Here is a 26,087-nt window from a genome sequence, read left to right as displayed (position 1 = left end):
CGAAAAACCGGAACAGGAGGTCAAAAAAGAAAATGAGCCGCTTTCGAGATGTCCTTGATTCTGCCGGAAAAAACGGGACAGTGGAAAATTTCATGGGAGGAGAATCCTACAGGGTGGGCCCGCTGGACACCCTGAAGATGATTACGGCTTCCTCCATCTTCGGGGAACCCTCCTATTACCGGGAGGGCGGACTGGGCGGAGGCCTCCGGGACGGAAAATACAGATGCTGCGCGCTCCTGGAGGGCCACCTGCTCTTCGGCAGCGCCTGGGAGGGCCGCACCACCACGGAAATCATGGAGAGCGCCATAGACGAGGCCCTGGAGGCGGACTTCGAGGGGACGCTGCGCTGGGCCGCCACATTGCGGGCGGATTTCTCCATGCGCCTGAATCCCCAGGTCATCATGGTCAGGGCGGCGCTGCACCCCGGGCGGCAGGAATTCACCCGGATCCACCCCGGCCTGTTCGGGGAGCTGGAGCGCCGGGTCATGAGCCGGGGGGACGATGCCCTGTCCCAGTTGGCCTATTTCCTCTACAGCAACCATGGAAAACAGAATATGCCCAGCCTCCTGAAGCGCTCCATAGCGGCAAAGCTGGAGCGCCTGGAGCCCTATGAGGCCGCAAAATATAAGAACGCGGAGATTGGCCTGAGGGACGCCGTCCGCATCACCCATGCCCATTCCGCCCTGATCGACGAATTTATGGCCACAGGTGCCGTCAAGCTACATAAACGTCTTCGACCTGATTCTGGAATATCGCCGCAAAGTGAACTCCCACGTAAACGTATTTTCCATCCAGACCGCCGGGTACAACGATGTCTGCATCCCGGAGTACGCCTACCGCACCTGCATCCTCTACGGATGGACAGGAAAGGAGCTGAACTTCGCCAGGCAGATGATAGATTTGTGGGACGGGAACCGGAAGTAAGGCTTTACACTTTGGGAATTGATTGCTATAATGATGATAGGAATATGGCCGCTGCTTTTCTCAGAAAGCATGTGGCTGTAGGCTGAGCAGGTATTAATCTGACAGAACTTGATTATATTAAGGAATAGCATCCATGCGGAACATAAAACAGGAGGAACGGAACATGGAATTATTAAAAGGCAAGACCGCCATGGTCACCGGCGGCACAAGAGGCATCGGCTATGCAATCGTAAAGCTGTATCTGGACAATGGGGCAAGCGTGGCCCTGTGCGGTTCCAGGCAGGAGACTGTGGACAAGGCTTTGGATAAGCTCAGAGCGGAGAATCCGGAGTACAAAGTAATCGGATTATGCCCCGACCTGCAGAATTCTGCTGAAATCGAAAAGGCAGTGGCCACAGTGAAAGAGACTTTCGGCAGTCTCGATATCATGGTCAACAATGCGGGCGTCTCCGCCAGGGACAGCATCTACGACTATAAGCCGGAAGATTTCGCGAAGACTATGGCGCTGAATGTAAATGCCGTGTTCAACTGCGCCCAGGCTGCGGCCAAGGTGATGAAGGAGCAGGGAGGCGGCGTCATTCTGAATACCAGCTCCATGGTCAGCATCTACGGACAGCCATCAGGCGTGGCTTATCCCGCGTCCAAGTTCGCCGTGAACGGACTGACCAAGTCCCTGGCCAGAGAGCTGGGCAAGGACAATATCCGCGTGAACGCAGTGGCGCCCGGCGTCACCAGGACCGACATGGTGGCGGTGCTGCCTGAAGAGGTCATCAAGCCCATTATCGCGGGCATTCCCTTGGGACGTGTGGGAGAGCCGGAGGACGTGGCCAACGCATTCCTTTACCTTGCCAGCGATATGGCGAGCTATGTGACAGGGGTCATCCTGTCCGTGGACGGAGCTGCCAGGACCTGACGGCATGACGGACTTCATGGACGGCCGGGCAGAGGATCGCGTCTGGCCGTCCTGAAATATGTTTTTGAAAAAATATAAATTTTTGAAAAAAATTTGTTGACAAAAAGAGATTCTCATTGTATACTAACAAAGTCGGTTGTGCAGACAAGTTTTTTTATATGGCGAGATAGCTCAGTTGGCTAGAGCATGCGGTTCATACCCGCAGTGTCGAGGGTTCAAATCCCCCTCTCGCTACTAGAAAGAATGCTGAGAAATATGATTTTTCGGCATTCTTTTTAAGTTATGTCAGCCGGACCCTGAAGACCTCTGCGGTTTTCAGGATTTTGTTTGTCCAGACAAAAAGGTCTGGAGATTTTTGGGTTGCAGATGTGATAAGATGCTCTTCCGGAGGGAAAAATATGGTTATCAGGCGTGGGGAAGAAAGGGATCTGATAGGAATAGGCAGACTGCTGGGCCAGGTCCTGGCGGTGCATCATGACGGGAGGCCGGATCTGTTCAAGAGCGACACGAAAAAGTACACGGACGAGGAGCTTCTGGCTATTTTATGCGATGACACAAAGCCTGTGTTCGTTGCGGTAGATGCCGACGGCAACGTTGTGGGCTACGCATTCTGCGTATTTAAACAGCATTTAAACGACAACATATTGACGGATATCAGGACACTGTATATCGACGATTTGTGTGTGGACGAGTCTTCCAGAGGGAAGCATATAGGCAGGGACCTGTATGAGTATGTGCTGGAGTTTGCCAGAAGAGAGGGCTGCTATAACCTGACCCTGAATGTATGGGAATGCAATCAGGGCGCGAAGAGATTCTATGAAAGCTGCGGGCTGCTGCCCCAGAAGACTGGAATGGAAAAGATACTGTAGGCGGCACACATTTTTAAAGAAGGGAAGTTTAGGTAATTCAGGATGAACGAATGGAACGAAGCGCTGGCAGAGGATATGGCAGCGGAGCAGGATCAGATGGCAGAGCAGAATGCGGCAGCAGAAACGGAAAAGGCCGCGGAGAGAGCTAAGCAGAGCGAGGGAACAGATATGAACGGAACGACAGAGTGGAACGAGACGGAAGAACTACAGGAAACCACGGAAGAATGGGATGAGGGCGAAGACTCTGACGCGGAAGAGACGTCGGAGGAGACGGAAAGCTCAGATGAGTACGAAGAGCTCGATACAGAAGACATGACACAGGAACAGGCAGCGGAGCATACAGATGATGTTTCCGAAAAGAAAAAGGATGCGCGGACAGACGAAGGGGACGCGGACGGTGTGGATTCGTCCAGTCTGGCTTCCATCGAGCCCCTTTTGGATGACCGCATCGTGCGTGCGGTACGGGAGATGGGCTTCGAGAAGCTGACCCCCATCCAGGTACAGGCGATTCCTTACCTGTTGGACGGAGAGGACATCATCGGACAGGCCCAGACGGGGACCGGCAAGACGGCAGCCTTTGCCATCCCTGCCCTGCAGAAGATTGACCCGGATTTAAGGAAGCTTCAGACGATTATCCTCTGCCCCACCAGGGAGCTTGCCATGCAGGCAGCGGAGGAAATCCGCCATATAGCGAAATATATGCACGGCATTAAGGTGCTTCCTGTTTACGGCGGCCAGGACATCAGCAAGCAGATCAGGGGCCTGAAAGAGGTGCAGATCGTGGTGGGCACGCCCGGACGCGTGATGGATCATATGCGCCGCCGCACCATCAAGCTTGACTATGTGAACATGGTAGTGCTGGACGAGGCGGATGAGATGCTGGATATGGGATTCCGCGAAGATATGGAGCTGATACTGGGCGAGATACCCAATGCCCATCAGACAGCCCTGTTTTCCGCCACTATGCCCCAGCCGATTCTGGAGATTGCCAACCAGTTCCAGAAAGACGCGAGACTGGTGAGGGTGGCCGCGAAAGAGCTGACCATCCCGCTGGTGTCCCAGAGATATTACAGGGTAAAGAGCCAGGACAAGGATGCCGCCTGCATCCGCCTGCTGGAATATTATCAGCCGAAGCTCTGCCTGATTTTCTGTAATACGAAAATCAAGGTGGACGAGGTTTCGGAGATGCTGAAGAAAGCCGATTTCCGTGCGGAGGGGCTTCATGGGGACATGTCCCAGCACCAGAGGGATGTAGCCATGAACCACTTCAGGAACGGCAGCACCAATATCCTGATTGCTACGGATGTGGCGGCGAGAGGCATCGACGTGGACAATGTGGAGGTGGTCATCAATTACGATGTGCCCCAGGACAACGAATACTATGTGCACCGTATCGGCAGGACAGGCCGTGCGGGCAAGACGGGACGGTCGTTCACCTTTGTCAGCGGAAGAGAGCTTTTCCGTGTAAAACAGATAGAGCGTTTCTGCCATACTGCCATCGAGGAGAGGGAACTTCCCGCCGCCTCCAAGGTAATGAAGGCGAAAGCGGAGAAATATCTGAACCAGTCCTGGGAGCTTCACGGACGCGACGACATAGATTTGATGAAGAGTTATGTGGAGCGGAAGATGGAGGAAGAGGGCTGTGATGCTTTAGACCTTGCTGCCGTGATGTTGAAATATCATATCGGTGATATCGGGCCGGAGATAGAGGCCGATGATTATGAGTCCCGCGGCGGCCGTGGAGAGCGCGGAAGAAGAGGCCGCAGGAGACGCGGCCGGGATGAGGAGCGCCGCGGACGCGACAGGGACGAGAACCGTGAGAGCCGCAGGAGGCGCGGCAGGGAGGAAGACCGTGAGGAGCGCCGCGGCCGTGACCGTGACGAAGAGCGTGAGAGCCGCCGGAGATTCGACCGGGATGAGGACCGTGGCCGTGACCGTGACGAAGAGCGTGAGAGCCGCCGGAGATTCGACCGGGATGAGGACCGCGAGGAGCGCCGCAGCCGTGACCGTGACGAAGAGCGTGAGAGCCGCAGGAGGCGCGGCAGGGAGGAAGACCGCGAGGAGCGCCGCGGCCGTGACCGTGACGAAGAGCGTGAGAGCCGCAGGAGGCGCGACCGAGATGACGACCGTGAGAGCCGCCGGAGATTCGACCGCGAGGAGAGCCGCGACAGCCGCAGAAAACGTGACCGAGGAGAGGACCGAGGAATTCATGGAAGGTTCGAGCGGGAGAGCAGCCGTGAGAGCCGCAGGAGGCGGGATGACGACCGCGACAGCCGCAGAAAACGCGACCGTGAGGAGAGCCGTTCTTCCAGACTGCGTGACATCAGGATGGAGGGCAGCGAGAAAGGGCTTGCGTTCTCTTTCCCCAAGAAAAAAAGGAAATAGGGCAGTATGAGAATCGGAACAGGATATGATGTCCACAGGCTTGTCCGGGACAGGAATTTGATAATCGGCGGTGTGAAGATAGAGTATGAGAAAGGGCTGGCTGGCCATTCGGACGCAGATGTGCTTCTCCATGCCGTCATGGACGCCCTTTTGGGGGCGGCGGCCCTGGGCGATATCGGAAAGCATTTCCCGGACAGCGACCCGGCCTATGAGGGGATTTCTTCCATAGCGCTGTTGGAAAAGGTAGGAGCGCTGCTGGAGGAAAAAGGCTTCGTGATAGAGAACATCGACTCCACCATCATAGCCCAGGCGCCGAAGATGCGCCCTCATATCGACGCTATGCGGGAAAATATCGCAAAGGCGCTGGGGCTGGAGACGGAATTCGTCAGCGTGAAAGCCACCACAGAAGAGGGTCTGGGTTTCACCGGCGCAGGCCAGGGCATCGCTGCGCAGGCGGTATGCCTGCTGACGAGTCCATTTGACTTGACGGCGCAGCAGATTGCGGGCGGGTGCGGGGGCTGTGCGGGCTGCCGCAAAGGTTGAGCTGTTGCGGACAAAATGCATGCAGACAAATGAATGAAAATATTGATTGACAGAATCGGTTTTTTTGCATATTCTGTTTAGTAGGGAATTGCCATTGATTTTATCATAAGTGTGAAATGCAGGGAACGGAGAGAGTACTTTTCCGGACAGGGTGTCAGAGAGGGACTGTAAAGGTGCTGGAAGCAGTCCTCGCCGGGGGAAAAGGAAGTGCATCCGGGAGCAGGTTCGTTGAAAGGCCTTGACCGCAGAAGCCCCTCGGAGGAGCGGGCAGGCGGGCAGGAATGGTAGGCGGACACGCAGGCGCGCGTTAGGCGTATTGAGGGAAAGGCCCATGGGCCTTTAAGTAGAGTGGAACCGCGGATTATCCGTCTCTAAAGAGAGGGACTGTCCGCGGTTTTAGCGTGGGAAGAAGTTCGCTTTATGGGCCATCCCACGCGGAAGAATGCCAGGGGCAGGCATTCTCCCGGGGTTTCGCAAGTGCAGGTTTTGTGTAGGGGTGTAGTGTTGAAGGGGTGGTTCTGGAAAGGGGATCGTATGGGGATTATTAGGAATATTACGGAAGAGATTCGCATTATCAGGGAGCGGGATCCGGCTATTCACTCTTCCATGGAGGTGTTTCTTTATCCCAGCTTTAAGGTGATGATACATTACCGGATTGCCCACAGGCTTTACGAGAAAGGGCATTATTTCTGGGCCAGGTGGGTTTCGCAGAGAGGGGTGCGCAAGACAGGGATTGAGATTCATCCCGGCGCGAAGATTGGGAAGGGGTTCTTTATTGACCACGGAAATGGCGTCATTATCGGAGAGACGACCATTATCGGGGACAATGTGACCCTGTACCAGGGGGTGACTTTGGGAGGTACGGGTAAGGAGCATGGCAAGCGCCATCCCACCATCGGCAACAATGTGATGATCAGCGCGGGGGCGAAGGTTCTGGGCTCCTTTACTATCGGCGACAATTCCAAGATAGGCGCGGGAAGCGTGGTCCTAAGCGAGGTGCCCCCCTGTTCCACGGTGGTGGGCGTGCCGGGGCGGGTGGTGAAGCGGGGCAATCAGGCGCTGCCCCAGGAGACTTTGAACCAGACGGATCTGCCCGATCCGATCAAGGAGGACATCGCGAATCTGCAGCATGCCAATTCGGAGATGATTAACCGCATCCTGGAGCTGGAGCAGCAGATGAAAGCCCTGACGGGGAGCAGCAGAAGGGAATAGAGACATGAAGCTGGTATTCATCATCGGCAACAGTGCCGTGGGCAAGATGACCGTAGGCCGAGAACTGATGAAGATAACGGATTTACGGCTTTTCCGTAACCATATGACGACTACTATGTGGAGCTGGCGGCTTCCGAAGAGGTGCGCAAAGCAAGGAACGTGACGGAGAACAGGCTGCGCAGCAAGGCATCGAAGCAGGATATCGAAACTTCTTTCCGCAGGCTACAGAGCTATGACGAAAGATACAGGCTGGAAATCAAAGAGCGTTTCCGGCTGTGAGGGTATGGAGAGAAAGACGAATCGATTTACGGTAGGAAAATAAGCACTATAGCCCGGTGGGGCAGAGAGGAGAAAAATGGAGAACAAGCTAAGAATCTACAACACGCTCACCAGAAAGGTGGAGCAGTTCATCCCCAATGAGGAGGGGAGGGTAGGCATGTACACCTGCGGCCCCACGGTGTACCATTTTGCCCATATCGGGAACCTGAGAAGCTATATTATGGAGGATTTGCTGGAAAAAACTTTACGGTATATCGGCTATGATGTGAAGCGGGTCATGAACATCACGGACGTGGGACATCTGTCCAGCGACGCGGACACCGGCGAGGACAAGATGCTCAAGGGCGCGAAGCGGGAGCACAAGACGGTGATGGAGATTGCGAAGTTCTACACGGATGCTTTTTTCGCCGACTGCGCAGACCTGAACATCAAGACACCGGATGTGGTGGAGCCTGCCACCAACTGCATTTCTGAGTTCATCCGCATGATAGAGGGGCTCATGGAGAAGGGCTACGCCTATGAGAGCGGCGGGAACATCTACTTTGACACCTCCAAACTGAAAGAGTATTATGTGCTCTCCAACCACAGTGAGGAGGAGCTGCTGGTGGGCGTGCGGGACGACGTGGACGAGGATGGGAACAAGCGGAACAAGACGGATTTCGTGCTGTGGTTCACCAAGTCCAAGTTCGAGGATCAGGAGCTGAAGTGGGAGAGCCCCTGGGGGCTGGGGTATCCCGGCTGGCACATCGAGTGCTCCTGCATCTCCATGAAGCATCTGGGCGAGTACATGGACATCCACTGCGGCGGCGTGGACAATATCTTCCCTCATCACACCAACGAGATTGCCCAGAGCGAGGCCTATCTGGGGCATAAATGGTGCAATTACTGGGTTCATGTGCATCATCTGAACGATAAGGCGGGGAAGATGAGCAAGTCCAAGGGGGAGTTTTTGACGGTTTCTCTGCTGAAGTCCAGGGGCTATGACCCGAAAGTGTACCGGCTGTTCTGTCTCCAGTCCCATTACCGCAAGCCCCTGGAGTTCTCCTTTGACGCACTGGACAATGCCCGGGCGGCCTATGAGAAGCTGGTGAAGCGCATCGGCGGGCTGGGGAAGGAAGGGGAAGCGGACCGGGAGAAAGCGGAACTTTACAGGCAGAAGTTCCAGGCGGCTCTGTGCGACGATTTGAATTCCTCCATGGCGCTGACGGTGCTTTACGACATGCTGAAGGAGGAGATGTCGGATGCCACGAAATATGCCCTGGCGGAGGACTTCGACAAGGTGCTGTCCCTGGATCTGACCACAGCTTATGCGGAAAAGGAGGCGGACAGCGGTGTGGACGCCGAGATGGAGAGTTATATTTTAGAGAAGATCGAAGAGCGCAAGGCTGCCAAGAAAGAGAAGAATTTTGCCAGAGCAGATGAAATCAGGGCAGAACTGCTGGAGAAAGGGATTATCCTGGAAGATACTCGTGAGGGCGTGAAATGGAAGAAAGCATAAAGACGCCAGACAGGCCGGAGGATGGAAGAGACGGCAGTCTCGGAATGAATGCGGGAGACAGGTGCGGTCAGGCATGGGAAGAAGCGGGAAAGAACACGGGCAGGGGAAGTCTGCTTGCGGCAATCAAGGATGTTTTTCCCGGTAAACAACAGGATATCCGCAGCTATTCTCCCCTGACGCTGGCCTATATCGGGGACGTGGTCTATGATTTGATCATACGCACGGTGGTGGTGTCGCGGGCGAACCGTCCCGTGAACAATCTGCATCGGATTACCGTGCGGTATGTCAGTGCGGGCGCCCAGTCCAGGATTGTACAGACCCTGATGGACAGCTTTACGGAAGAAGAACAGTCGGTTTACCGTCGCGGAAAGAACTCAAAACCGCATACCACGGCCAAGAACGCCAGCGTGGCGGATTATCTGAAAGCCACCGGTTTCGAGGCGGTGATAGGGTATCTCTATCTGGCGGACAATATGGAGCGGGCATTATATCTGGTAAAAAAGGGCATCGAACTGGCAGGATTGGAAATATGAAAATCCCAAAAAAGGGACAATAGAGAAGGAGGAAATATGAGATACGAAGAATTTACGATAGAAGGAAGAAACGCAGTGAGGGAGGCTTTCCGTTCGGGCAAGACCATAGATAAAATCTATGTGCAGGACGGCTGCCAGGACGGACCGATTGTGGCCATTAAGAAAGAGGCCAAAAAGCAGGACACCATCATCAGGTATGTGACCAGAGAACGCCTGGATCAGATGTCCGCCACAGGGAAGCATCAGGGGGTCATCGCCATGGCGGCAGCCTATGAGTACGCCACCGTGCAGGATATTCTCCAGGCAGCGAAAGCGAAACAGGAGCCGCCCTTTATCATCCTTCTGGACAATATCGAGGATCCCCACAATCTGGGCGCGATTATCCGTACGGCAAATCTGGCTGGCGCCCACGGCATCATCATTCCGAAGAACCGGGCGGCGGGACTGACGGCCACGGTGGCCAGGACTTCCGCGGGGGCGCTGAACTACACACCTGTAGCCAAGGTCACCAATCTGGCAAAGACCATTGAGGAGCTGAAGAAAGAGGGATTATGGTTCGTCTGTGCCGACATGAGCGGTACGGTCATGTACGACGTTGATATGAAAGGCCCCGTCGGGCTGGTGGTAGGAAACGAGGGCGAGGGCGTCGGCAGGCTGGTGAAAGAGAAATGCGATATGGTGGCCGCCATTCCCATGAAAGGGAAAATCGACTCCCTGAATGCCTCGGTAGCGGCCGGTGTGCTGGCCTATGAAATCCTGCGCCAGAGAAGGGGATAAAGAGGAATTTCGGATATGGGTGAGTGGTTTGATGGCTACAGCCAATACAGCGATGATGAATTGATTGACCGCCTGCGGCGGGGGGAGACTTCCGTCATGGACTATATCTGCGACAAATACAAGAACCTGGTGCGCAGCAAGGCAAAGTCCATGTTCATCTTAGGAGCGGACAGCGAGGACTTGATTCAGGAGGGCATGATAGGCCTGTTCAAGGCTGTGCGGGACTATGACATGGGAAGGGACGCCAGCTTCAGCACTTTTGCGGAACTGTGCGTCAACCGCCAGATTTACACGGCGGTGCAGGCCGCCAAGCGTAAAAAGCATTTTCCGCTGAACACCTATGTGCCTCTGGACGGGGAGACTGCCGGGGACGACAGGGACGGCCTGCGGCTGGCGGAGCTTCTGACGGACAGGCCGGAGCTGAACCCGGAGGAACTGTTCCTGGACAAGGAGCGGGTGGCCTATCTGGAGAAGACCATAGAGGAGGAACTGAGCGATTTCGAGAATCAGGTGCTGGATCTCTACATCACCGGCATGAGCTACACCCAGATCGCCAAGGTGCTGGGCAGGGACGAGAAAGCCACGGACAATGCGCTGCAGCGCCTGAAAGCCAAGATAAAGAAGATGCTGTGAAAATGAGGACGGCTGTACATGGAAGACATGTGCGGCTGTCTTTATATTTTTTTTAGAAAAACAATAGATTCCCTCTATTGACATTGTATGATTCAGGGCATACAATAAACGGCGGAAACCGACCAGTCAGTCGGAATGTGCAGGGAGGAAAGAACATGATATCGAAATTCAGCGTAAAAAAACCTTACACAGTGCTGGTGGGCGTGGTGCTGGCCATCGTGCTGGGGGTGGTGTCCTTTACCAGGATGACCACGGACTTGCTGCCAAGCATCAGCCTGCCTTATGTCATCGTCATGACGACATATCCCGGCGCGAGCCCTGAGACGGTGGAGATGGCGGTGACGCAGCCGGTGGAGGCCTCCATGGCCACGGTGAGCAACATCGAAAGTATCAGCTCCGTGTCCAATGAGAACTATTCCATGGTCATCCTGGAGTTCGCCCAGACGGCAGACATGAACGCGGTGTCCCTGGAAATCCGGGAGAGCCTGGACCAGATCAAGAGCTATTGGGACGACTCCATCGGAAATCCCATTATCATGAAGCTGAATCCGGATATGCTGCCGGTGATGATTGCGGCAGTGGGCGTGGATGGCATGGACAATGCCCAGATCAGTACATATGTACAGGATCAGGTCATGCCGGAGCTGGAGAGCATCGAGGGCGTGGCCAGCGTCAGCGCTACTGGGCTGCTGGAGGAGAGTGTGAATGTCATCATCCGCCAGGATAAGGTGGACGCCATCAATGAGAAGATATTTGCCGCCATCGACGACAAGATGAAGGATGCGGAAGAAGAGCTGGCGGACGGACGAAAGGAACTGGAGGACGGCAAGGCGGAGCTGGAGGACGGGCGCAGGGAACTGCTGGACGGACAGAGGGAGCTGGCGAACGGACGAAAGGAACTGGAGGACGGCAAGGCGGAGCTGGAGAACGGCAAGGCGGAACTGGAGAGCCAGCAGGAGGCAATCAGCAGCCAGCTGGCGGCACAGAAGAATGCCCTGCTGACGGCGAAATCCCAGTTGGAGGAGATCCAGACCAATCTGGCTACGGCGAAGCAGTTGAATGACGGGTTGCAGCAGATGGCCCCCATGATTCCTCAGATCAGAGAACAGAGAGCGGGACTGGAGCAGCTGCGGGATGGCAGCTATACGACCAGATACGCGGAAAATATGCAGATATGGGGGGACTCTCTGAAAACCCTTGCGGGAATCGTTTCAGGAGGGATTACCGATGAAGAGTCTCTCAGGGCGCTGAGCGAGGCCGTGAACGCCATGTATGGAGCCCAGAGCAATATCGAACAGCTGCGGCAGGAATTTGTGGGCAACAGCGCTCTGGACATGCTGGTATCCGCGGACGAGCAGATGGCCCAGATAATCAATGCCGCAAGGGATCTGGATCCCTGGTATCCTGTGCTGAATCTGGAGGATATCGCAACGGGAAATCTGCCTGATATAGGCGCTATAACGGAATCTGTGCAGAATCTGACCACCACAGTGGGGACTGCACTGGGGGCTTCTGAGATGGCGGCTTCAGAAGCGCTTTCCATGGACATGTTCAAGCTGCCGGAGCAGTATGACGACATGCAGACCGCATTGACAGCGCTTACAGGCGGCCTGGGCTATGAGGGATATGTGGCGCAGATCAATGCTGTCCTGGCCAGTCAGAATGTCACGGATCTGAACAAGGCCATCAGTGATATCAATGCAGGGCTTGTGGCTATCGAGAAAGGACAGATGACTGCGGCCATTGAGTTTGCCAATGGCAAGGCCACCATTTCCATGGGAGAATACCAGCTGGAGATGGCGGAGTCCCAGCTGGACAGCGGGGAAGAACAGATAAAGAGCGGTCTGGACCAGATGGATGAGGCCGCAAAGCAGCTGGAGGATGCGGAGGAGCAGCTGGAGGATGGCGAGGAGCAGCTGGAGGAGGCAAAGGAGACTGCCAGGAGCCAGGCGGATATGACGGATAAGCTTACCGTGGATACGATCAAAAGCCTGCTGACGGCTCAGAACTTTTCCATGCCTGCGGGCTATGTGACCGAGGATGGCATCAGCTATATGGTGCGCGTAGGCGACAAGCCCTCCACAGTGGAGGAGCTGCAGGAGCTGCCTTTGATGGATCTGCATATGGACGGGGTGCCTGTCATCACGCTGGGCGATGTGGCGGATGTGTTCTACACGGACAATTCCGGGGAAATCTATGCCAATGTGGACGGCAGTGCGGGAGTCATGCTGACCATCCAGAAGCAGACAGGCTATTCTACCGGCGAGGTGTCGGACCGGCTGGCAGAGCGGTTCGGGGAGATGATGGAGGAAAATACGGATTTGTCGCTGATTACGCTGATGGATCAGGGAATCTACATCGATCTGGTCATGGATTCCATCATCGACAATATACTCTTCGGCGCGGTTCTTGCGATTCTGATATTGATTCTTTTTTTAAAGGATATCAGGCCGACTCTGGTGGTGGCATTCTCCATCCCTGTCAGCCTGGTCACCGCCATAGTATGCATGTATTTCAGCGGCGTGACCCTGAACATCATTTCGCTGTCAGGCCTGGCCCTTGGCATCGGCATGCTGGTGGATAATTCCATCGTGGTGATTGAAAATATTTATCGTATGCGCAGCGAGGGACGCTCTGTGCGTGAGGCGGCCACGGAAGGAGCCCGGGAGGTGGCGGGAGCTATTCTGGCATCCACTCTCACCACGGTGTGCGTGTTCCTGCCCATTGTGTTCACGGAAGGCATCACCAGACAGCTGTTCGTGGACATGGGACTGACTATTGCCTATTCCCTGCTGGCAAGCCTTTTGATTGCCCTGACTGTGGTGCCTGCCATGTCCTCAAAGCTTCTTGTGAAGACGAAAGAGCAGAAAGAGGGGAAACTTTTCGGCGGTCTGGCGAAAGGCTATGAAAAACTGCTGAGCGGCGCCCTGCGGGTAAAGCCACTGGTATTCCTCCTGACATTGGTGCTGCTGGTGGCCAGTGTGGCGCTGGCGTTCACCAATGGTACGGCTTTCATGTCGGATATGGATTCCACCCAGCTGACGGTGAATGTGGCGCTGGCGGAAGAAGCCACGCTGGCGGAGACCGGTGAGGTGACAGATCAGGTGGTGGAGGCTATCCGCTCCATCGAAGATGTGGAGAACGTGGGCGCCATGTCCAGCAGCTCCAACATGGCTCTGCTGGGCGGCGGAGGCGGCAGCACTAACAGCGCGTCGGTCTATGTGGTGACAAGGGAAGACAAGACCATGAGCAATGAGGAGATTGGCCGTATCATCAAAGAAAAGACAGCAGGGCTGGATGCCGAGATTACAGTGGACACCTCCAGCATGGATATGAGCGCCATGGGAGGAAGCGGCATCGTCGTGCAGGTGCGCGGACGTGACCTGGACACCCTGCGGCGCATCGCGGAGGAAGTGGCGGCTGTCATAGAGAGCGTAGAGGGTACTGCCGAGGTCAACAGTGGTCTGGAGGACGCGGATGAGGAACTGCGGATTACCGTCAACCGGGACGAGGCGGTGCATTATGGCCTCACAGTGGCCCAGGTGTACGCCCAGCTTTACGCAAGGCTTGCGGAGGCCGGCAGCGCCACGACACTGGTGGCGGATGAAAAAGACTACAATGTATATGTCATGAACGGCAGCGACATTGAACTGACCAGAGAACTGGTCAGGCAGCTGGAGATAGACGGCACCGATGAGGAGGGGGAGAGCGTGAAAGTACCCCTGTCCGATATCGCCTCTTTTGAGACCACAGAAGCGCTTTCTTCCATCAGCCGCGTGGATCAGACCAGATATATCTCCGTTTCCGCGTCTATTGCCGAGGGTTATAACGTAGGCCTGGTGGCCACGGACGTGGAGGAGAAGCTGGCGGATTATGAGATGCCTGCAGGCTATCAGCTGGTATTTTCCGGCGAGAATGAGACCATTGAGGACGCCATGGAGCAGATGGTGCTGATGCTGGTGCTGGCTGTGGTGTTCATGTACCTGATTATGGTGGCGCAGTTCCAGTCCCTGCTTTCGCCTTTCATTATCCTGTTTACCATTCCGCTGGCTTTTACGGGAGGCTTCATGGGGCTCTATATCAGCGGAAGCGAGGTGAGCGTCATCGCCATGATTGGATTTGTCATGCTGGCCGGCGTCATCGTGAACAATGGTATTGTTATCATCGATTATATGAACCAGCTGCGTGAGAGCGGCATGGAGAAGCGGGAGGCGATTCTGACTGCCGGACGCACCAGACTGCGCCCTGTGCTGATGACTGCGCTGACTACTATTTTGGCTCTGTCCACCATGGTGTTCAGCAATGATATGGGCTCGGAGATGGCGCGTCCCATGGCGGTGGTCACCATCGGCGGACTGACCTACGGTACTTTGCTGACGCTGGTGGTCATCCCCTGCATCTATGAGGCGGTCATAAGAGAGAGGAAACGGGATGCCGGGAAATTGGCGGAGAGGGAGTGATGCTGCATGCCGGGAAAAGGGCAGTTGCGGCTGCAGGGCTTACAGGGCATATGTCCGCCCGGGAGAAAAGGAGAGGAGAGATATGGGAAAGATGACAGGATTGGAGGAGACTGGAAATGTGCCGCCCAAGGTGCTTGCCATGTATGACGCGGTGATAGCGATGCTGGCGGAGGGCGTGGACGCGGTGAACATCCGCGTCTCCACCATCACGGAGCGGGCCGGAATCGGCAAGGGAACGGCGTACGAATATTTTGACACAAAGGATAAAATCGTGGCCTGTGCTATCGCCTACCATCTGCGGCGGATTTTCGCATGGCTGGGAGGGCAGCTGGAGTCCCGGAAGAATTTCGGGGAACAGGTGAATTTCCTCCTGGATGTGGTAGAGGAAAAGGAGCACTGTAAAGAGGGATTCCTGCGGTTCGTGCAGATGATGGTCAGCAACTCCGAGCTCAACCGGATGGTGCGGGAGAAAGTGGGCAGGGAAGAATTCGCGCCATACCTCCCGGCGAATGTTTTCGGGAAAGTGCTGCGCCAGGGGGTGGAGCGCGGAGAACTGCGAGGGGATCTGCCTGTGGAATATATGATACACTGTGTCTTTTCGCATGTGCTGTCCTATATGATGGAGATCGCCAACAGGGATTGCTTCCGCCTGGATGCCGGGGCCATGCGGCCTTTTGTGTATCAGGGAATCATGGGGGAGCTGGGCGCGTAGGGCGCCGGCTCCCCTTATTCATGCGCAGGGGAGAAGTGCGCACCCCTGCTCGATTGCACGGCCCCATGCAGAGGATATTTCCTGCCGGAAGTTTAGGAATGCTTTTCAGCATTTTTAGACTTAAATTAGAAAATGGACACAATTTGAACACATTTGACCTGTAATATGTATATCAGATAGTTGATGAACTCACTATCTCCCCCCTCATAAGAAAATAGTAAAAGGGCCTCGGTGCATGCCGGGGCTCTTTTACGTTGTCTCAATCTCCAGATAATGCTTGCAATATGCGGCCAGCCGGGATATAATAGTGGTATAAAATATACAACTAATGGGAGGGATGCCTGTGGGAATTCAGGAAAACCTGGAGAAACTGAACTTCACGAAGCTGGAGGCGCAGATTTATCTGGCGCTGTTGGGCCAGGAGCCCATGTCGGCCTACCAGCTGGCCAAGAAAATCGAGATTGCCAGATCCTCCATCTACAATGCTCTGGAGCATATGCTGGAAAAGGGGATGGTGGAGATGGCGCCCAGCGATACGGCGCTGTATGCCGCCCAGCCGCCGGAGGTGATTCTGGGAAAGCTCCATTTTGAGATGACCGAAGCCATACGGGAATCGGAAAAGCAGCTGAAGGAATACCAGAGGGCCAGGCGGAAGGACATTCATTTTGTCTTCAAGGGCTTCGAGACGTTTGTCTTCAAGGCCAGAGCCCTTTTAAAAGAAGCCCGGAGCCAGATATATCTCAACGCGGACTTCGATCTGTCGTGCTTCGGGGAGGAGTTCAGAGCCCTGAGGGACAGGCATGTCCGCATGGTGGCCTTTTCATTCTACGATTTGGACTTCGGATGCGAGGTGGAGTTTTATTCCCATCACAGGAAACCGGGCGGGAGCCATATGCCGTCCAGATTCATGATGGTGGCGGACGACAGAATTGCCCTGCTGGCCGACAGAGGGGCCGGAACCGGGGCATGGAGCGGGACAGTCAGCAACAATGAGCTGCTGATCAAGATATTGTCGGAACATATCCATAACGATATCTATCTGCTGAAGCTAAAGGAGAGATACGGCCGGGAGATATATGACGACGGCCTGAAGCTGAACACGCTTTTCGAGATAAAGCGGAGAGGAGCCATAAGAAATGAAAGTGATGATATCGGGCCTGGTCAATATTGAGACTACCTTGCAGGTCAGGAAATTCCCTATCGACTATTATCCCATTGACTATCCCTTTTTCGGAATCGCGTCGGATGTGTCCGGGGTGGCCTATAATGTGGCGAAAGCGCTGTCCGCCCTGGGGGACGGGATAAGGCTTGCGTCCTACGTAGGGGAGGACGAAGAGGGCAGGCGGATTCTTGCCAGGCTGGAGGCGGAGGGGATAGGGACAGGCCTGATCCGCCGGGAGCCGGGCCAGACGCCCGTGACCGTGGCGCTCCATGACGGTCAGGGCAGGAGGCAGATTTACTGCGATTTGAAGGATATCCAGGAAAAGGCCATGGATCCGGGTGGAATGGAAAAGGAGATTCGGGAGAGCGACCTGATAGTCCTGTGCAACACGAATTTCAACCGGCTGCTGCTTGGCGCGGCGAAGAGGGCCGGAAAGCCGGTGGCTACCGACGTCCATGTGCTGAGCGATATCCGGGATCCGTACAATAAAGAGTTCATGGAGGCGGCGGATATCCTGTTCCTGAGCCACGAGGGGCTGCCCTGCGGGCCAGAGCGGTTCCTCTGCCAGCTGAAGGAGGCATATCCGGCCGGGATTATCGTCATCGGCTTAGGCGGGGAAGGGGCGATGCTGTATGAGCGCTCCGGGGACAGAATCTGCAGGCTGGAGGCAGTCCCTGTGGGGGAGGCCGTCAATACCCTTGGGGCCGGGGACGCTCTGTTTTCCGCTTTTATCCATTATTATGGGAAAGGTTGTCCGGCGGTGGAGGCGCTGGTCAGGGCGGAAGTCTTCGCCGCCCTGAAGATTCGCCACAACGGCGGGGCAAAGGGCTTCGTGGGGGAGGAGGCTTTGGAGGAGTACCGCAGGGGGCTGGATCTGGCTCCGGTCTGGCTCCCCGCCGATTTGCCGTAGGCCAGAGGAGCGTGGGAGCCTTTTTGCATGACGGCAGGAGTTTAGGAATGCTTTTCAGGTTTTTTAGATTTAAATTAGAATATGGACACAATATGAACACATTTTGCCTGTAATATATATATCAGATAGTTGATGAACTCACTATCTCCCCCCTCATAAGTATAGTAAAAGGGCTCCGGTGCATGCCGGGGCCCTTTTACATTACAGATATTCGACCTGATCCAGCCCATAGCGGAGCCCGGCGCAGAGGGGATTAAGGCTGGACATCAACGCGCAGCTGCCAGGGAACACAGGGATTGCGGATGACGATTTTTGTACTAGCTTATTTTTTCGAAACATGCCTGTGCCAGCTTTTCGTCCGCCGCAGCTTCGACATCGTATCCATCCTGTTTGAGATCGTCAATGATTTCCCGCCGAATCCTATAGGCAGTTTCATAATCTCCCATTTCTTCGTAGTAGAATATTTTTGAGTATTTCGCATCGTGAAATGTAGGATTGATTTCCAGCGCCTTATCCCAATAGGAGAGTGCTTCCTCATACCGCCCAAGCCATTTGCAGGCATCGCCGCCGTAAATATAGAGGGCAGCTGTATCCGGGAATTTCCGGATGGCCTTTAAGAACCATTCATAAGCCTTTTCCTCCTCTCCGTTATAGCGGTATGCCGCTATAAGGCAAATCCAGTCCTCCGGATTTTCGGAACCTGTATTGATGGTCTCCAGCGCAGAATCGATGTTTTCCCGGCCTTTTCCAATCTGTGCATACAGGAGCATTTTCTGATGCTTTGTGCGCCAGAAGATGTCTTCATCTATATCCTTTCCTGCTTCCAGCGCTTGGTCGAATAATTCTGTAGCCCTGCGGATACAGTATTGCATCATATACTGATGTATGATTCCGTACAGTCTTAGGTCTTCAGTGGAGCTTTGGCCATTTTTGATCAATTTTCTGAATTCCAGATCCGCAGCCATAAAATCCTCTGGTTCCCGCGTGGCCTCATAATGGGAGGCTAACCGCTGTGCATAGTTTTCATATGCGGCCGATGTATCCCTGAAAAAGTCATCGATTGTCACACAGTAGAGCTTCGCTATTTTGGGGAGCATCGTGACGTCAGGCAAGGTGGTATTGCACTCCCATCTGGAGACGGTATGTGGGCTTACATTTAAAAACTCTGCCACTTGCTCCTGGGTGAGGTTTTTCTGTTGCCTGAACTTCTTCATATTATTAGAAAATACCATATTCATATCTTTTACCTGCCTATTTTGTTTTTTGTTTTAGAAGCTTCTGTTTAAACTATACCGTTTTTTCAGAATAAGTCCACATCTCGTTTTGCGGGGTGGCTCGCGGTTTCTGTCCAATATAGGCGGAGCGAAAGAAAAAAGTCCCCTGCTTCCAACCTTTCCGGCAGGAGCAGGGGACAGACAATCGCAACAGCGGATGCCTGTATTACAGTATTGTAATCTGCGCTTCGGCATCATAGGTATGGGGCTCCTTTGTGACGGCTTTGTGCCCGAAAGCGATGGCAATCTTGTACTCATAGGAAGGGGGGAGCCTCAGGGCATCGGAAAAATACGCTTTCTTGTCTCCCGACATGGCATCCAGAATGCACCCGATGATCAGATTTCCCAGTCCCAGTGCCTCCGCCGCCAGAGCCATGTTCTCCACAGCGATGCCGGCATCCAGGGAGCCCCATTTATTGGCGCTGTCCGCGCTGATGATGACTACGGTGGGAGCCTCATAATAGAAGTTGTGGGGCGGATCTGTAATCTGGCGCAGCCGGTTCTTCTCCTCCTCCAGCTCCTGTAAAATGGGATGGCTGCCTGACAGAACGGTGAAATGGATTTCCTGCCTGTTGGCTGCCGTGGGAGCCTGCAGACCCGCGTGCAGCAGGATGTCCAGCTCCTCTTTTGTAAGCGGCTCCACCATGTAGCCCCTTGTGGAGCTTCTCTCTTTGATGGTCTCGATTACTTTGTTCATGTCTGCCTCCTTTGGAAAATGATTGTGCGTATTCTCTATTATACATCGCCGCAGGAAACCGGGCAAGCGGCCGGTGAAAAAACTTGCATAAGCCCCCGGAATATACTAAAATGAATCTGAGCAGATTGCGGGAATTTCCAGGCAGGCTCCCGGGACAAGGAGACAGACATGAGAGAGACGGAGGAAAAAGCGGAAAGGAGACATGGAATGAAGACAAAATGCGGATTGGATTGTGAGGAATGCGGGTTCCAGGAGTGCCCCGGATGCACGGAGACAGACGGGCGTCCCTTTGGAGGCAGCTGCATGCTTGCGGTATGCTGTGATGAAAAGGGCTGTGAGAACTGCGGCAGATCCTTTGAGGCGCCCTGCAGGCTGAAAGAGGAGCTGATTGCGGAATTCAATGCTCTGGGAATCGAAGACATGGAGGAAGTCAAAAGTCTGAATGCGCTGAGCGGGACATATGTCAATCTGGCCTATAAGCTTCCGGGCGGCCAGGAGATACGGTTCTGGGACGACAGCAGAATCTATCTGGGGAATCAGATTCGCAAGATGGGCAGCGACAGGTGCTATGGCCTTGCAGCGGACGAGGACTACCTGCTGGTAAGCGAATATGGGGAGGGCGGTTCGGACGCAGAAATAGTTGTCTATAAAAGACGCAAATAAAACTGTTAGGGCAGCCTGATGAAAATACAGCCATCCGAATAGACGGATGGCTGTTATGAACTGTACGGCAGACAGGTTACCGGACTGCGGCGTTCCCCTGGCTCAGGGCCTCACAGGGCAAAAATCGAAGCCCTTGTCCATCTCTTCGGACAGCCGCACTATAAAGGCGCTCAGCAGCCTGATGCAGTCCTGGATGTCTTTCCAACTGCCCACCTCCACGGAACTGTGCATATAGCGCAGAGGAATGGAGACCAGCGCCATGGGAATGCCCTCATCGGCCCGATTCACTGTGTCGCCGTCGGTGCCCGTGCGGCTTCCGGCGATTTCCCACTGGACTTTCATGTCCAGTTCCTGCGCTACCTGCTTTAACAGGGCGTTCAGGGGCTTGTTCACCGCGGAACCCATGCACAGCACCGGCCCGCCGCCCAGCTTCACTTCCCCGGTGTCATTGGGATTGGCGCCGGGGGCATCGCTGGCCCAGGTCACGTCCACGGCGATGCAGCAGTCGGGCTTCAGGCGCGCGGCTGCATGGTAAGCGCCTCTGCCGGTGGTCTCCTCGCCTGTGGTGGTGGCGGCGCAGATGCCCATGGAAGCGCCCTGAGCGGCAGCCTCCCTGGCGGCCTCCAGCACCACGAAAGCGCCGGTGCGGTCATCCAGCGCCCGGCAGGTGAAGCAGTCGTTCATCAGCTCCCTGACAGGTACATCCGCGCAGACCGTGTCGCCCACGGCCACAGCGGCAGATGCCTCTTCCCCGGAGGAGGCGCCGATGTCCACCGACAGGTCGGACACCTCTATCTTATCCTTTTTCACCAGGTCGGAGGAGGTGGCGATGACGCCGTTTACCTTGCTGCCCTCATGCCAGACCTGCACAGGCGAGCCCACATACAGCCTGGGGCTGACCCCGCCTGCCTCAGCCAGGTGGAGACGGCCCGACTCATCGATGTGTGTGACCACGAAACCGATTTCATCGATATGCCCGCAGAGCAGCACCCTGTGGGCGGCATCCGGATTCACGATGGAGACGGCATTGCCGCTGGGATCCGTAATCTGCGTGTCAGCGAATTCCTTGCCGTAGGCAAGGGCTTTTCTCTGGATGGCCTCCTCGTATCCGCTGACAGACGGAGTGGCCAGCAGGTCTTTCAGAAATTCACGATTCATGTAAATACCTCTTTTCTTTAATGGTAAAACAGCTTTTCTCTGCGCTTACATTGTACCACAGAGTGGCGCATATTGGCAATGAAACAGGAAAAATGACAGATTGATCATGATAGTTTTGTTTTGGGTAATGGAGGTAGGGACATGAAAAAGCTGGAGATGGGAAGTGTCTTCAAAAAGCTGTATCTTCTGTTTATGGTGACTATGGCGATTATTTATGTGTGCACTATTATCATTTTCCTGACCTATGCGTCTTCCCGGAGGAAGGCGGAAATCGAAGCCATGCGGGCGACAGTGCGGCAGGGAGCGTCCGTCCTGCGGGAACAGCTGGATATCGTGGCGGATCTGGAGAAGAATCTGGTCAGCGACAGCAGGACATTGGCTCTGTATCAGGACACGAATCGGGACGCCTATGAAATCTCTCAGTTGCGGTTAGGGCTGCTGGGAAGCATGCGCAGTTTCCAGTCCATGAACAATATCATCGAAGAGGTTGCGGTTCTGTTTCCGGAACAGGAACTGGAGCTGAGCACGGTCAATGAGTTGAGCAGAAAGGAGTGCGTACCGGCTGCGAGGGCAGAAGACGATACGGCGCGCACGCTGGTCTATGCGGAGGAAAAAGTGCAGATGGAGCTGTGGTATCCCCTGACGCGCTCCGTGGAGGAAGGATATGTGCCGGATTACGGTGTGCGTGTCACGCTGGCGGAGAGCTATCTGAGAGAACTGCTGGAGCTGTTTGCCGTGGAGGAGCAGACAGGCGGTTTTTCTGTGCTTGACACGGGGGACGGGCTGATTCAGATTCCAGAGGAGCCGGATTCGGAGAATCGGGGAAAACTGATGGAAATCTGGCGCCAGATATGGGAGGAGGCAGGCTGTCCGGAAAGCTTTCTGGGAAACGCCAGCTGCATGGGAAAAAGCTATCGGTTCGCCTCGGAGGCCATCCCGGAATACGGCACCACCTTAGTGGCATATAGAAGCGGCAGATGGCTGGACCGTTCCACGGTGACAGCGCTTCTTGTGATGGGCGGAGTCATCTTTCTGGTCAGCGGCATGTTCCTGTTCATGCTGCTGCAGACCGATGCAATCGTGAACAAACCGCTGCAGAAAGTGGTGCAGGCCTTTGAAAAGATGCAGGAGGGGGATTTGAGCATCCGGATATCTCATAAGTATCAGGATGAGTTCCAGTACATCTATTCTGCTTTTAACAAGACAGTGGAGCGGATTCAGGAGCTGATTGAGAATGTCAGGGAGCAGGGGCGGCTTTTGCAGAATGCGGAGCTGATGCAGCTGCAGTCCCAGATTAATCCCCATTTTCTGTACAATAGCTTTTATCTGATACGCATCATGGCAAAGAATGAGTCCTATGAACAGATTACCGGGTTCGTGACCTCGCTGGCGAAGTATTACCGTTTCCTGAACAAAGAAGTGAACCAGAACGTGCCTCTTTCCAAAGAGGCGGAGCACATGGAAAATTATATCGATATCCAGCAGATGCGCTTCGGGGACAAGATTACGGTGAGGCTGGGAGAGCTTCCGGCCCCGGCAGGTTCTTTTCTGGTGCCAAAGCTGATTCTGCAGCCAGTTGTGGAGAATGCTTACAATTATGGCATGGCGGATATCCTGCGGGACGGACAGATAGCGGTAGACTATGAAATCAGAGACGGTTTTCTGTACATTGCCGTGGAGGATAACGGCGGCGGGGGAACTGAGGAAAATCTGGAGCAGATGCGGGAGTACATCAGAGATTATCGGGGCCGGGCGGCAGGCCATGCCCTGTCCAATATCGACAGGCGGCTGAAGCTGGCCTATGGAGAGGGCAGCGGGGTGCTGCTGGAGAGAAGTAATCTGGGGGGGCTTAAGGTAGTTTTGAAACTGGATATGTCTGTACCGCTGTAAAAAGGCGGATACGGATTGCGGATTTGGACGGAAGTCAATTTTTGCCGGGGGAAATCAAGAATTTCACATTGCTTATTTCCTCCGGCTGCTTTATGATATGCTTAGTGTTTTCCGAAAAGCCGTAAGATAAGCGGCCGGGAGGTTTCCGGGAGGATATCTGTGTGGAATAAGGAGGAAAAGGTATGTGGAACGAAGCATTATGGCTGGGACTGCCCAGGGCCGAGATTGAGGAGAAGAAGATTTATCAGGGAGACATGAACGGAAGGTTTGCCTATTACCGCCTGGCGTTTGATTTGGAGCAGGAGGCGCAGCTGAAAGCGGACATATCCGCGAATTCCAGATACCGACTCTGGGTGAACGAAGAACCGATATTATCCGGCCCCTGCCGCAGCGACAGGTTTCGGCAGTACTACGAAACGGTAGAGCTGGGCCGCTATCTGAGGCCGGGGAAGAACGTGCTGGCCGTGCAGGTGCTCCTGTGCGACAGCATGTATGTAAAAGCGGGGCCCGGGGACGACAGGGCTCCCTTAAACAGCGTGGATACCCTGCCTGCGGGCCACAGGCTGGCGATAGAGGGGCAGGTCAGGGATTCAGAGGGAAATATCCTGGCAGAAGCGACCACCGGCAAGGCTCCCTGGAGGGTATGGCTGGACAATACCTATTACCTGACGAAAGAGCCCACAGTGAACGGAAATATGGGAGCACTGACAGAGAAAATCGACTACAGAGAAACACTCGCCGATTGGAAACGGACAGATTTCGACGATTCCGGCTGGCGGGAGGGCGAGGAGCTGGAGCAGGTGAAGAGCGGCTTCGAGATGCTGTTTGGCATCTTGAAGACTTTCATGATGGAGGAGAGGCCGATTCCTTTGCTGTACGAGAGGCCGGATACCCTGCAAAAGGAGCTGGGGGAGGTTGTCATGAAGGACGCGGATTTCGTCACCGTGGAGCCGGGGCAGCATTGCAGGCTTTTGTTCGATGGGGGGCATGTGTCCAATGCCTTTTGGCGCTATGCGTTGGAAGGAGGGAGAGATGCGGAAATCTCCTTTACTTATTTCGAGAAATTCACGAAAGGCATCGACGAAGTAAAGAGGGATGACTATGTCAATGGAGAAATCGGAAAGAACGGCCAGGCGGACAGAATCGTCTTAAAGGGCGGCAGGCTGATGTATGAGCCTTTCTGGTACCGGACGATGCGATTTCTTCAGATTGACATACAGGCGGCCGGAGAGGCAGTGCGCTTTTACAGGCCGCAGCTGCTGAAGACGGGGTATCCCCTGAATCCCGGCTCCTATGTGAAATCGGATGCGGCATGGGTGGAGCAGGTCTATGGGATGTGCGTCAGGACGCTGGAGAGCTGTATGATGGAGGCCTATATGGACTGCCCCTTCTGGGAACAGATGCAGTATCCCATGGACACCAGGCTGCAGGCAATCTTCACTTATGTATGCAGCACGGATACGAAGCTGGCTCGCAAGGCGCTGCAGGATTTCCATGATTCCATGCTGCCCGTGGGACTGATTCAGGGGCGTGCGCCCAGCAACCCCAGGCAGATCATCTCCACTTTTTCGCTGCATTATATCTTCATGCTTCTGGAATACTACAGGCGCACGGGGGATGCGGAGATCCTGAAGCTGTACCGGGCCGATGTGGACATGATTCTGGAGTATTACGACAGACATGTGGGGGCGCAGGGACTGGTGGAGAATCTGGGTTACTGGGACTTCGTGGACTGGCAGGAGACCTGGCACGAGTCGGCCGGGCGCCCCGCCGCGGCCGCCAAGGGGCCCTCTACTATCATTAATCTGATGTACGGACTGGCGCTTCTGAACGGTGCCGAAATCAATGAGGCTACCGGACGGAAAGGATTGGCAGAGGAATACAGGGAAAGGCAGAGGGGCATTGCCGACCGGATTCAGGAGCTGTGCTGGGATACACAGAGAGGCATGTACAGAGAGGGACCGGAGTACCAGGAGTTCTCCCAGCATGCCCAGAGCTGGGCAGTGCTCAACGGCATGCTCTCCAAAGAGGAAGGGGCTGAAGTGATGCGCAGGACCTTTGAGGAGGAAGATGTGCTGCGCTGTTACTTCTCCACCTGCTATGAGCTGTTCAGGGCCTGCGAGAAAGCGGGCTGTTATGAGCTGACTGGCAGGCAGATGGACTGGTGGATCGGGCTGCTTGATGAGCGCTGCGCCACATGCCCGGAGACCCCGTCCAATTCCAGAAGCGAGTGCCATGCCTGGAGCGCGCTTCCTATGTATGAGCTGATAGCTGTCATGGCCGGAATCCGCAGGGAACCGGGCCGCCCCGACAGGGTGGAAATCTGTCCGCATATGGACTATTTGCCGGATTTGGAGGGGAAGATGGTGACCGAGTACGGCGACATCCTGTTTTGCTATGTGCCGGGGGAAAAGGGAATGCGGTATGAGATAACCCTTCCGGAGGGCATGACCGGGCGGTTCCTGAGAGAGGACGGAACGGCAGTGGGGCTGGAATGCGGCAGGAATGAGATTGTATCGTTTTGACACGGGCGTTTTGTAAGAGGATTTAATGCAAAACAGCAGTATTTTGCTACGGTTCTGCCTGCTGCGCAAT

22 protein-coding genes, 1 tRNA gene and 1 other annotated feature are annotated in these 26,087 nt (G+C 54.9%); of the genes, 20 read left to right on the top strand and 3 right to left on the bottom strand.

What is annotated here, in order from left to right:
* Positions 1-32: 32 nt before the first annotated feature.
* The 17 genes from NFS35_RS18490 (at position 33) to NFS35_RS18410 (ending at position 17,810) form a co-directional block, all read left to right on the top strand.
* Complete coding sequence (locus NFS35_RS18490; RefSeq protein ID WP_251208585.1) at positions 33-1,010, top strand: hypothetical protein; 978 nt, start codon at positions 33-35, stop codon at positions 1,008-1,010.
* A gap of 77 nt (positions 1,011-1,087) precedes the next feature.
* Positions 1,088-1,837 carry an SDR family NAD(P)-dependent oxidoreductase gene (locus tag NFS35_RS18485; protein ID WP_251208584.1) on the top strand — a complete coding sequence of 250 codons (750 nt, stop codon included), beginning with the start codon at positions 1,088-1,090 and terminating at the stop codon, positions 1,835-1,837.
* Between the two features lie 160 nt (positions 1,838-1,997).
* Positions 1,998-2,071: transfer RNA gene (locus NFS35_RS18480), tRNA-Met, on the top strand.
* Positions 2,072-2,235: 164 nt separating this feature from the next.
* Positions 2,236-2,706 carry a GNAT family N-acetyltransferase gene (locus tag NFS35_RS18475; RefSeq protein ID WP_251208583.1) on the top strand — a complete coding sequence of 157 codons (471 nt, stop codon included), beginning with the start codon at positions 2,236-2,238 and terminating at the stop codon, positions 2,704-2,706.
* Positions 2,707-2,748: 42 nt separating this feature from the next.
* Entirely contained in the window at positions 2,749-5,091 is a 2,343-nt protein-coding gene (locus NFS35_RS18470; protein ID WP_251208582.1) for a DEAD/DEAH box helicase, read from the top strand.
* A gap of 6 nt (positions 5,092-5,097) precedes the next feature.
* Positions 5,098-5,634 carry a 2-C-methyl-D-erythritol 2,4-cyclodiphosphate synthase gene (gene ispF, locus NFS35_RS18465; RefSeq protein WP_251208581.1) on the top strand — a complete coding sequence of 179 codons (537 nt, stop codon included), beginning with the start codon at positions 5,098-5,100 and terminating at the stop codon, positions 5,632-5,634.
* 112 nt (positions 5,635-5,746) lie between these two features.
* Positions 5,747-6,010: a binding site (T-box leader), on the top strand.
* A gap of 158 nt (positions 6,011-6,168) precedes the next feature.
* Positions 6,169-6,846: a serine O-acetyltransferase EpsC gene (epsC, locus tag NFS35_RS18460; protein WP_251208580.1), complete on the top strand. Its 678-nt coding sequence runs from the start codon at positions 6,169-6,171 to the stop codon at positions 6,844-6,846.
* 4 nt (positions 6,847-6,850) lie between these two features.
* A complete protein-coding gene (locus tag NFS35_RS18455; protein ID WP_251208579.1) occupies positions 6,851-7,009 on the top strand; it encodes a hypothetical protein in 159 nt (52 codons plus the stop codon).
* Entirely contained in the window at positions 6,964-7,125 is a 162-nt protein-coding gene (locus tag NFS35_RS18450; protein WP_251208578.1) for a hypothetical protein, read from the top strand. Before NFS35_RS18455 ends, NFS35_RS18450 begins: the two co-directional genes overlap by 46 nt.
* A gap of 76 nt (positions 7,126-7,201) precedes the next feature.
* On the top strand, positions 7,202-8,623 hold the full coding sequence (cysS, locus tag NFS35_RS18445; protein ID WP_251208577.1) for a cysteine--tRNA ligase: 1,422 nt from the start codon (positions 7,202-7,204) through the stop codon (positions 8,621-8,623).
* Complete coding sequence (locus NFS35_RS18440; RefSeq protein WP_330640340.1) at positions 8,608-9,156, top strand: Mini-ribonuclease 3; 549 nt, start codon at positions 8,608-8,610, stop codon at positions 9,154-9,156. The genes cysS and NFS35_RS18440 overlap by 16 nt, the downstream gene beginning before the upstream one ends.
* 36 nt (positions 9,157-9,192) lie before the next feature.
* Positions 9,193-9,933: a 23S rRNA (guanosine(2251)-2'-O)-methyltransferase RlmB gene (rlmB, locus tag NFS35_RS18435; RefSeq protein WP_251208576.1), complete on the top strand. Its 741-nt coding sequence runs from the start codon at positions 9,193-9,195 to the stop codon at positions 9,931-9,933.
* A 15-nt stretch (positions 9,934-9,948) separates the two neighbouring features.
* Positions 9,949-10,566, top strand: a complete 618-nt coding sequence (gene sigH / locus NFS35_RS18430; RefSeq protein WP_251208575.1) for an RNA polymerase sporulation sigma factor SigH — start codon at positions 9,949-9,951, stop codon at positions 10,564-10,566.
* Positions 10,567-10,721: 155 nt separating this feature from the next.
* On the top strand, positions 10,722-15,026 hold the full coding sequence (locus NFS35_RS18425; RefSeq protein ID WP_251208574.1) for an efflux RND transporter permease subunit: 4,305 nt from the start codon (positions 10,722-10,724) through the stop codon (positions 15,024-15,026).
* A gap of 82 nt (positions 15,027-15,108) precedes the next feature.
* Positions 15,109-15,738, top strand: coding sequence for a TetR/AcrR family transcriptional regulator (locus NFS35_RS18420; protein ID WP_251208573.1), 630 nt, complete (start codon positions 15,109-15,111; stop codon positions 15,736-15,738).
* A 343-nt stretch (positions 15,739-16,081) separates the two neighbouring features.
* Positions 16,082-16,909: a TrmB family transcriptional regulator gene (locus NFS35_RS18415; RefSeq protein WP_251208572.1), complete on the top strand. Its 828-nt coding sequence runs from the start codon at positions 16,082-16,084 to the stop codon at positions 16,907-16,909.
* Complete coding sequence (locus NFS35_RS18410) at positions 16,875-17,810, top strand: carbohydrate kinase family protein (protein ID WP_251208571.1); 936 nt, start codon at positions 16,875-16,877, stop codon at positions 17,808-17,810. Before NFS35_RS18415 ends, NFS35_RS18410 begins: the two co-directional genes overlap by 35 nt.
* 317 nt (positions 17,811-18,127) lie before the next feature.
* On the opposite strand, the gene NFS35_RS18405 is transcribed toward NFS35_RS18410, so the two are convergent.
* Both NFS35_RS18405 and NFS35_RS18400 read right to left on the bottom strand, forming a co-directional pair.
* Positions 18,128-19,048: a helix-turn-helix domain-containing protein gene (locus tag NFS35_RS18405; RefSeq protein WP_251208570.1), complete on the bottom strand. Its 921-nt coding sequence runs from the start codon at positions 19,046-19,048 to the stop codon at positions 18,128-18,130.
* Between the two features lie 202 nt (positions 19,049-19,250).
* A complete protein-coding gene (locus NFS35_RS18400) occupies positions 19,251-19,781 on the bottom strand; it encodes a nitroreductase family protein (RefSeq protein ID WP_251208569.1) in 531 nt (176 codons plus the stop codon).
* 168 nt (positions 19,782-19,949) lie between these two features.
* On the opposite strand from NFS35_RS18400, the gene NFS35_RS18395 reads away from it, so the two are divergent.
* Positions 19,950-20,444 (top strand): DUF3795 domain-containing protein, encoded by a 495-nt coding sequence (locus NFS35_RS18395; RefSeq protein WP_251208568.1) that lies wholly within the window; start codon positions 19,950-19,952, stop codon positions 20,442-20,444.
* 102 nt (positions 20,445-20,546) lie between these two features.
* Here the strand turns inward: NFS35_RS18395 and NFS35_RS18390 are convergent, their stop codons facing one another.
* Entirely contained in the window at positions 20,547-21,602 is a 1,056-nt protein-coding gene (locus NFS35_RS18390; RefSeq protein ID WP_251208567.1) for a zinc-binding metallopeptidase family protein, read from the bottom strand.
* Between the two features lie 141 nt (positions 21,603-21,743).
* Here NFS35_RS18390 and NFS35_RS18385 point away from each other — a divergent pair, with 141 nt between their 5' ends.
* Complete coding sequence (locus tag NFS35_RS18385) at positions 21,744-23,492, top strand: sensor histidine kinase (RefSeq protein ID WP_251208566.1); 1,749 nt, start codon at positions 21,744-21,746, stop codon at positions 23,490-23,492.
* 182 nt (positions 23,493-23,674) lie between these two features.
* Complete coding sequence (locus NFS35_RS18380; RefSeq protein WP_251208565.1) at positions 23,675-26,017, top strand: alpha-L-rhamnosidase-related protein; 2,343 nt, start codon at positions 23,675-23,677, stop codon at positions 26,015-26,017.
* The last annotated feature ends 70 nt before the right edge of the window (positions 26,018-26,087 follow it).

The sequence above is a fragment of the Acetatifactor aquisgranensis genome, from assembly GCF_943193215.1.
Taxonomy (GTDB): domain Bacteria; phylum Bacillota; class Clostridia; order Lachnospirales; family Lachnospiraceae; genus Acetatifactor; species Acetatifactor aquisgranensis.
This window is presented reverse-complemented; position numbering and strand designations above follow the sequence as displayed.

Bases quoted from the DNA above. Each gene is read 5' to 3' on its own strand.
- NFS35_RS18490 (WP_251208585.1), top strand. From the start codon at position 33: ATGAGCCGCTTTCGAGATGTCCTTGATTCTGCCGGAAAAAACGGGACA.
- NFS35_RS18485 (WP_251208584.1), top strand. From the start codon at position 1,088: ATGGAATTATTAAAAGGCAAGACCGCCATGGTCACCGGCGGCACAAGA.
- NFS35_RS18475 (WP_251208583.1), top strand. From the start codon at position 2,236: ATGGTTATCAGGCGTGGGGAAGAAAGGGATCTGATAGGAATAGGCAGA.
- NFS35_RS18470 (WP_251208582.1), top strand. From the start codon at position 2,749: ATGAACGAATGGAACGAAGCGCTGGCAGAGGATATGGCAGCGGAGCAG.
- ispF (WP_251208581.1), top strand. From the start codon at position 5,098: ATGAGAATCGGAACAGGATATGATGTCCACAGGCTTGTCCGGGACAGG.
- epsC (WP_251208580.1), top strand. From the start codon at position 6,169: ATGGGGATTATTAGGAATATTACGGAAGAGATTCGCATTATCAGGGAG.
- NFS35_RS18455 (WP_251208579.1), top strand. From the start codon at position 6,851: ATGAAGCTGGTATTCATCATCGGCAACAGTGCCGTGGGCAAGATGACC.
- cysS (WP_251208577.1), top strand. From the start codon at position 7,202: ATGGAGAACAAGCTAAGAATCTACAACACGCTCACCAGAAAGGTGGAG.
- NFS35_RS18440 (WP_330640340.1), top strand. From the start codon at position 8,608: ATGGAAGAAAGCATAAAGACGCCAGACAGGCCGGAGGATGGAAGAGAC.
- rlmB (WP_251208576.1), top strand. From the start codon at position 9,193: ATGAGATACGAAGAATTTACGATAGAAGGAAGAAACGCAGTGAGGGAG.
- sigH (WP_251208575.1), top strand. From the start codon at position 9,949: ATGGGTGAGTGGTTTGATGGCTACAGCCAATACAGCGATGATGAATTG.
- NFS35_RS18425 (WP_251208574.1), top strand. From the start codon at position 10,722: ATGATATCGAAATTCAGCGTAAAAAAACCTTACACAGTGCTGGTGGGC.
- NFS35_RS18420 (WP_251208573.1), top strand. From the start codon at position 15,109: ATGGGAAAGATGACAGGATTGGAGGAGACTGGAAATGTGCCGCCCAAG.
- NFS35_RS18410 (WP_251208571.1), top strand. From the start codon at position 16,875: ATGAAAGTGATGATATCGGGCCTGGTCAATATTGAGACTACCTTGCAG.
- NFS35_RS18405 (WP_251208570.1), bottom strand. From the start codon at position 19,048: ATGAATATGGTATTTTCTAATAATATGAAGAAGTTCAGGCAACAGAAA.
- NFS35_RS18400 (WP_251208569.1), bottom strand. From the start codon at position 19,781: ATGAACAAAGTAATCGAGACCATCAAAGAGAGAAGCTCCACAAGGGGC.
- NFS35_RS18395 (WP_251208568.1), top strand. From the start codon at position 19,950: ATGAGAGAGACGGAGGAAAAAGCGGAAAGGAGACATGGAATGAAGACA.
- NFS35_RS18390 (WP_251208567.1), bottom strand. From the start codon at position 21,602: ATGAATCGTGAATTTCTGAAAGACCTGCTGGCCACTCCGTCTGTCAGC.
- NFS35_RS18385 (WP_251208566.1), top strand. From the start codon at position 21,744: ATGAAAAAGCTGGAGATGGGAAGTGTCTTCAAAAAGCTGTATCTTCTG.
- NFS35_RS18380 (WP_251208565.1), top strand. From the start codon at position 23,675: ATGTGGAACGAAGCATTATGGCTGGGACTGCCCAGGGCCGAGATTGAG.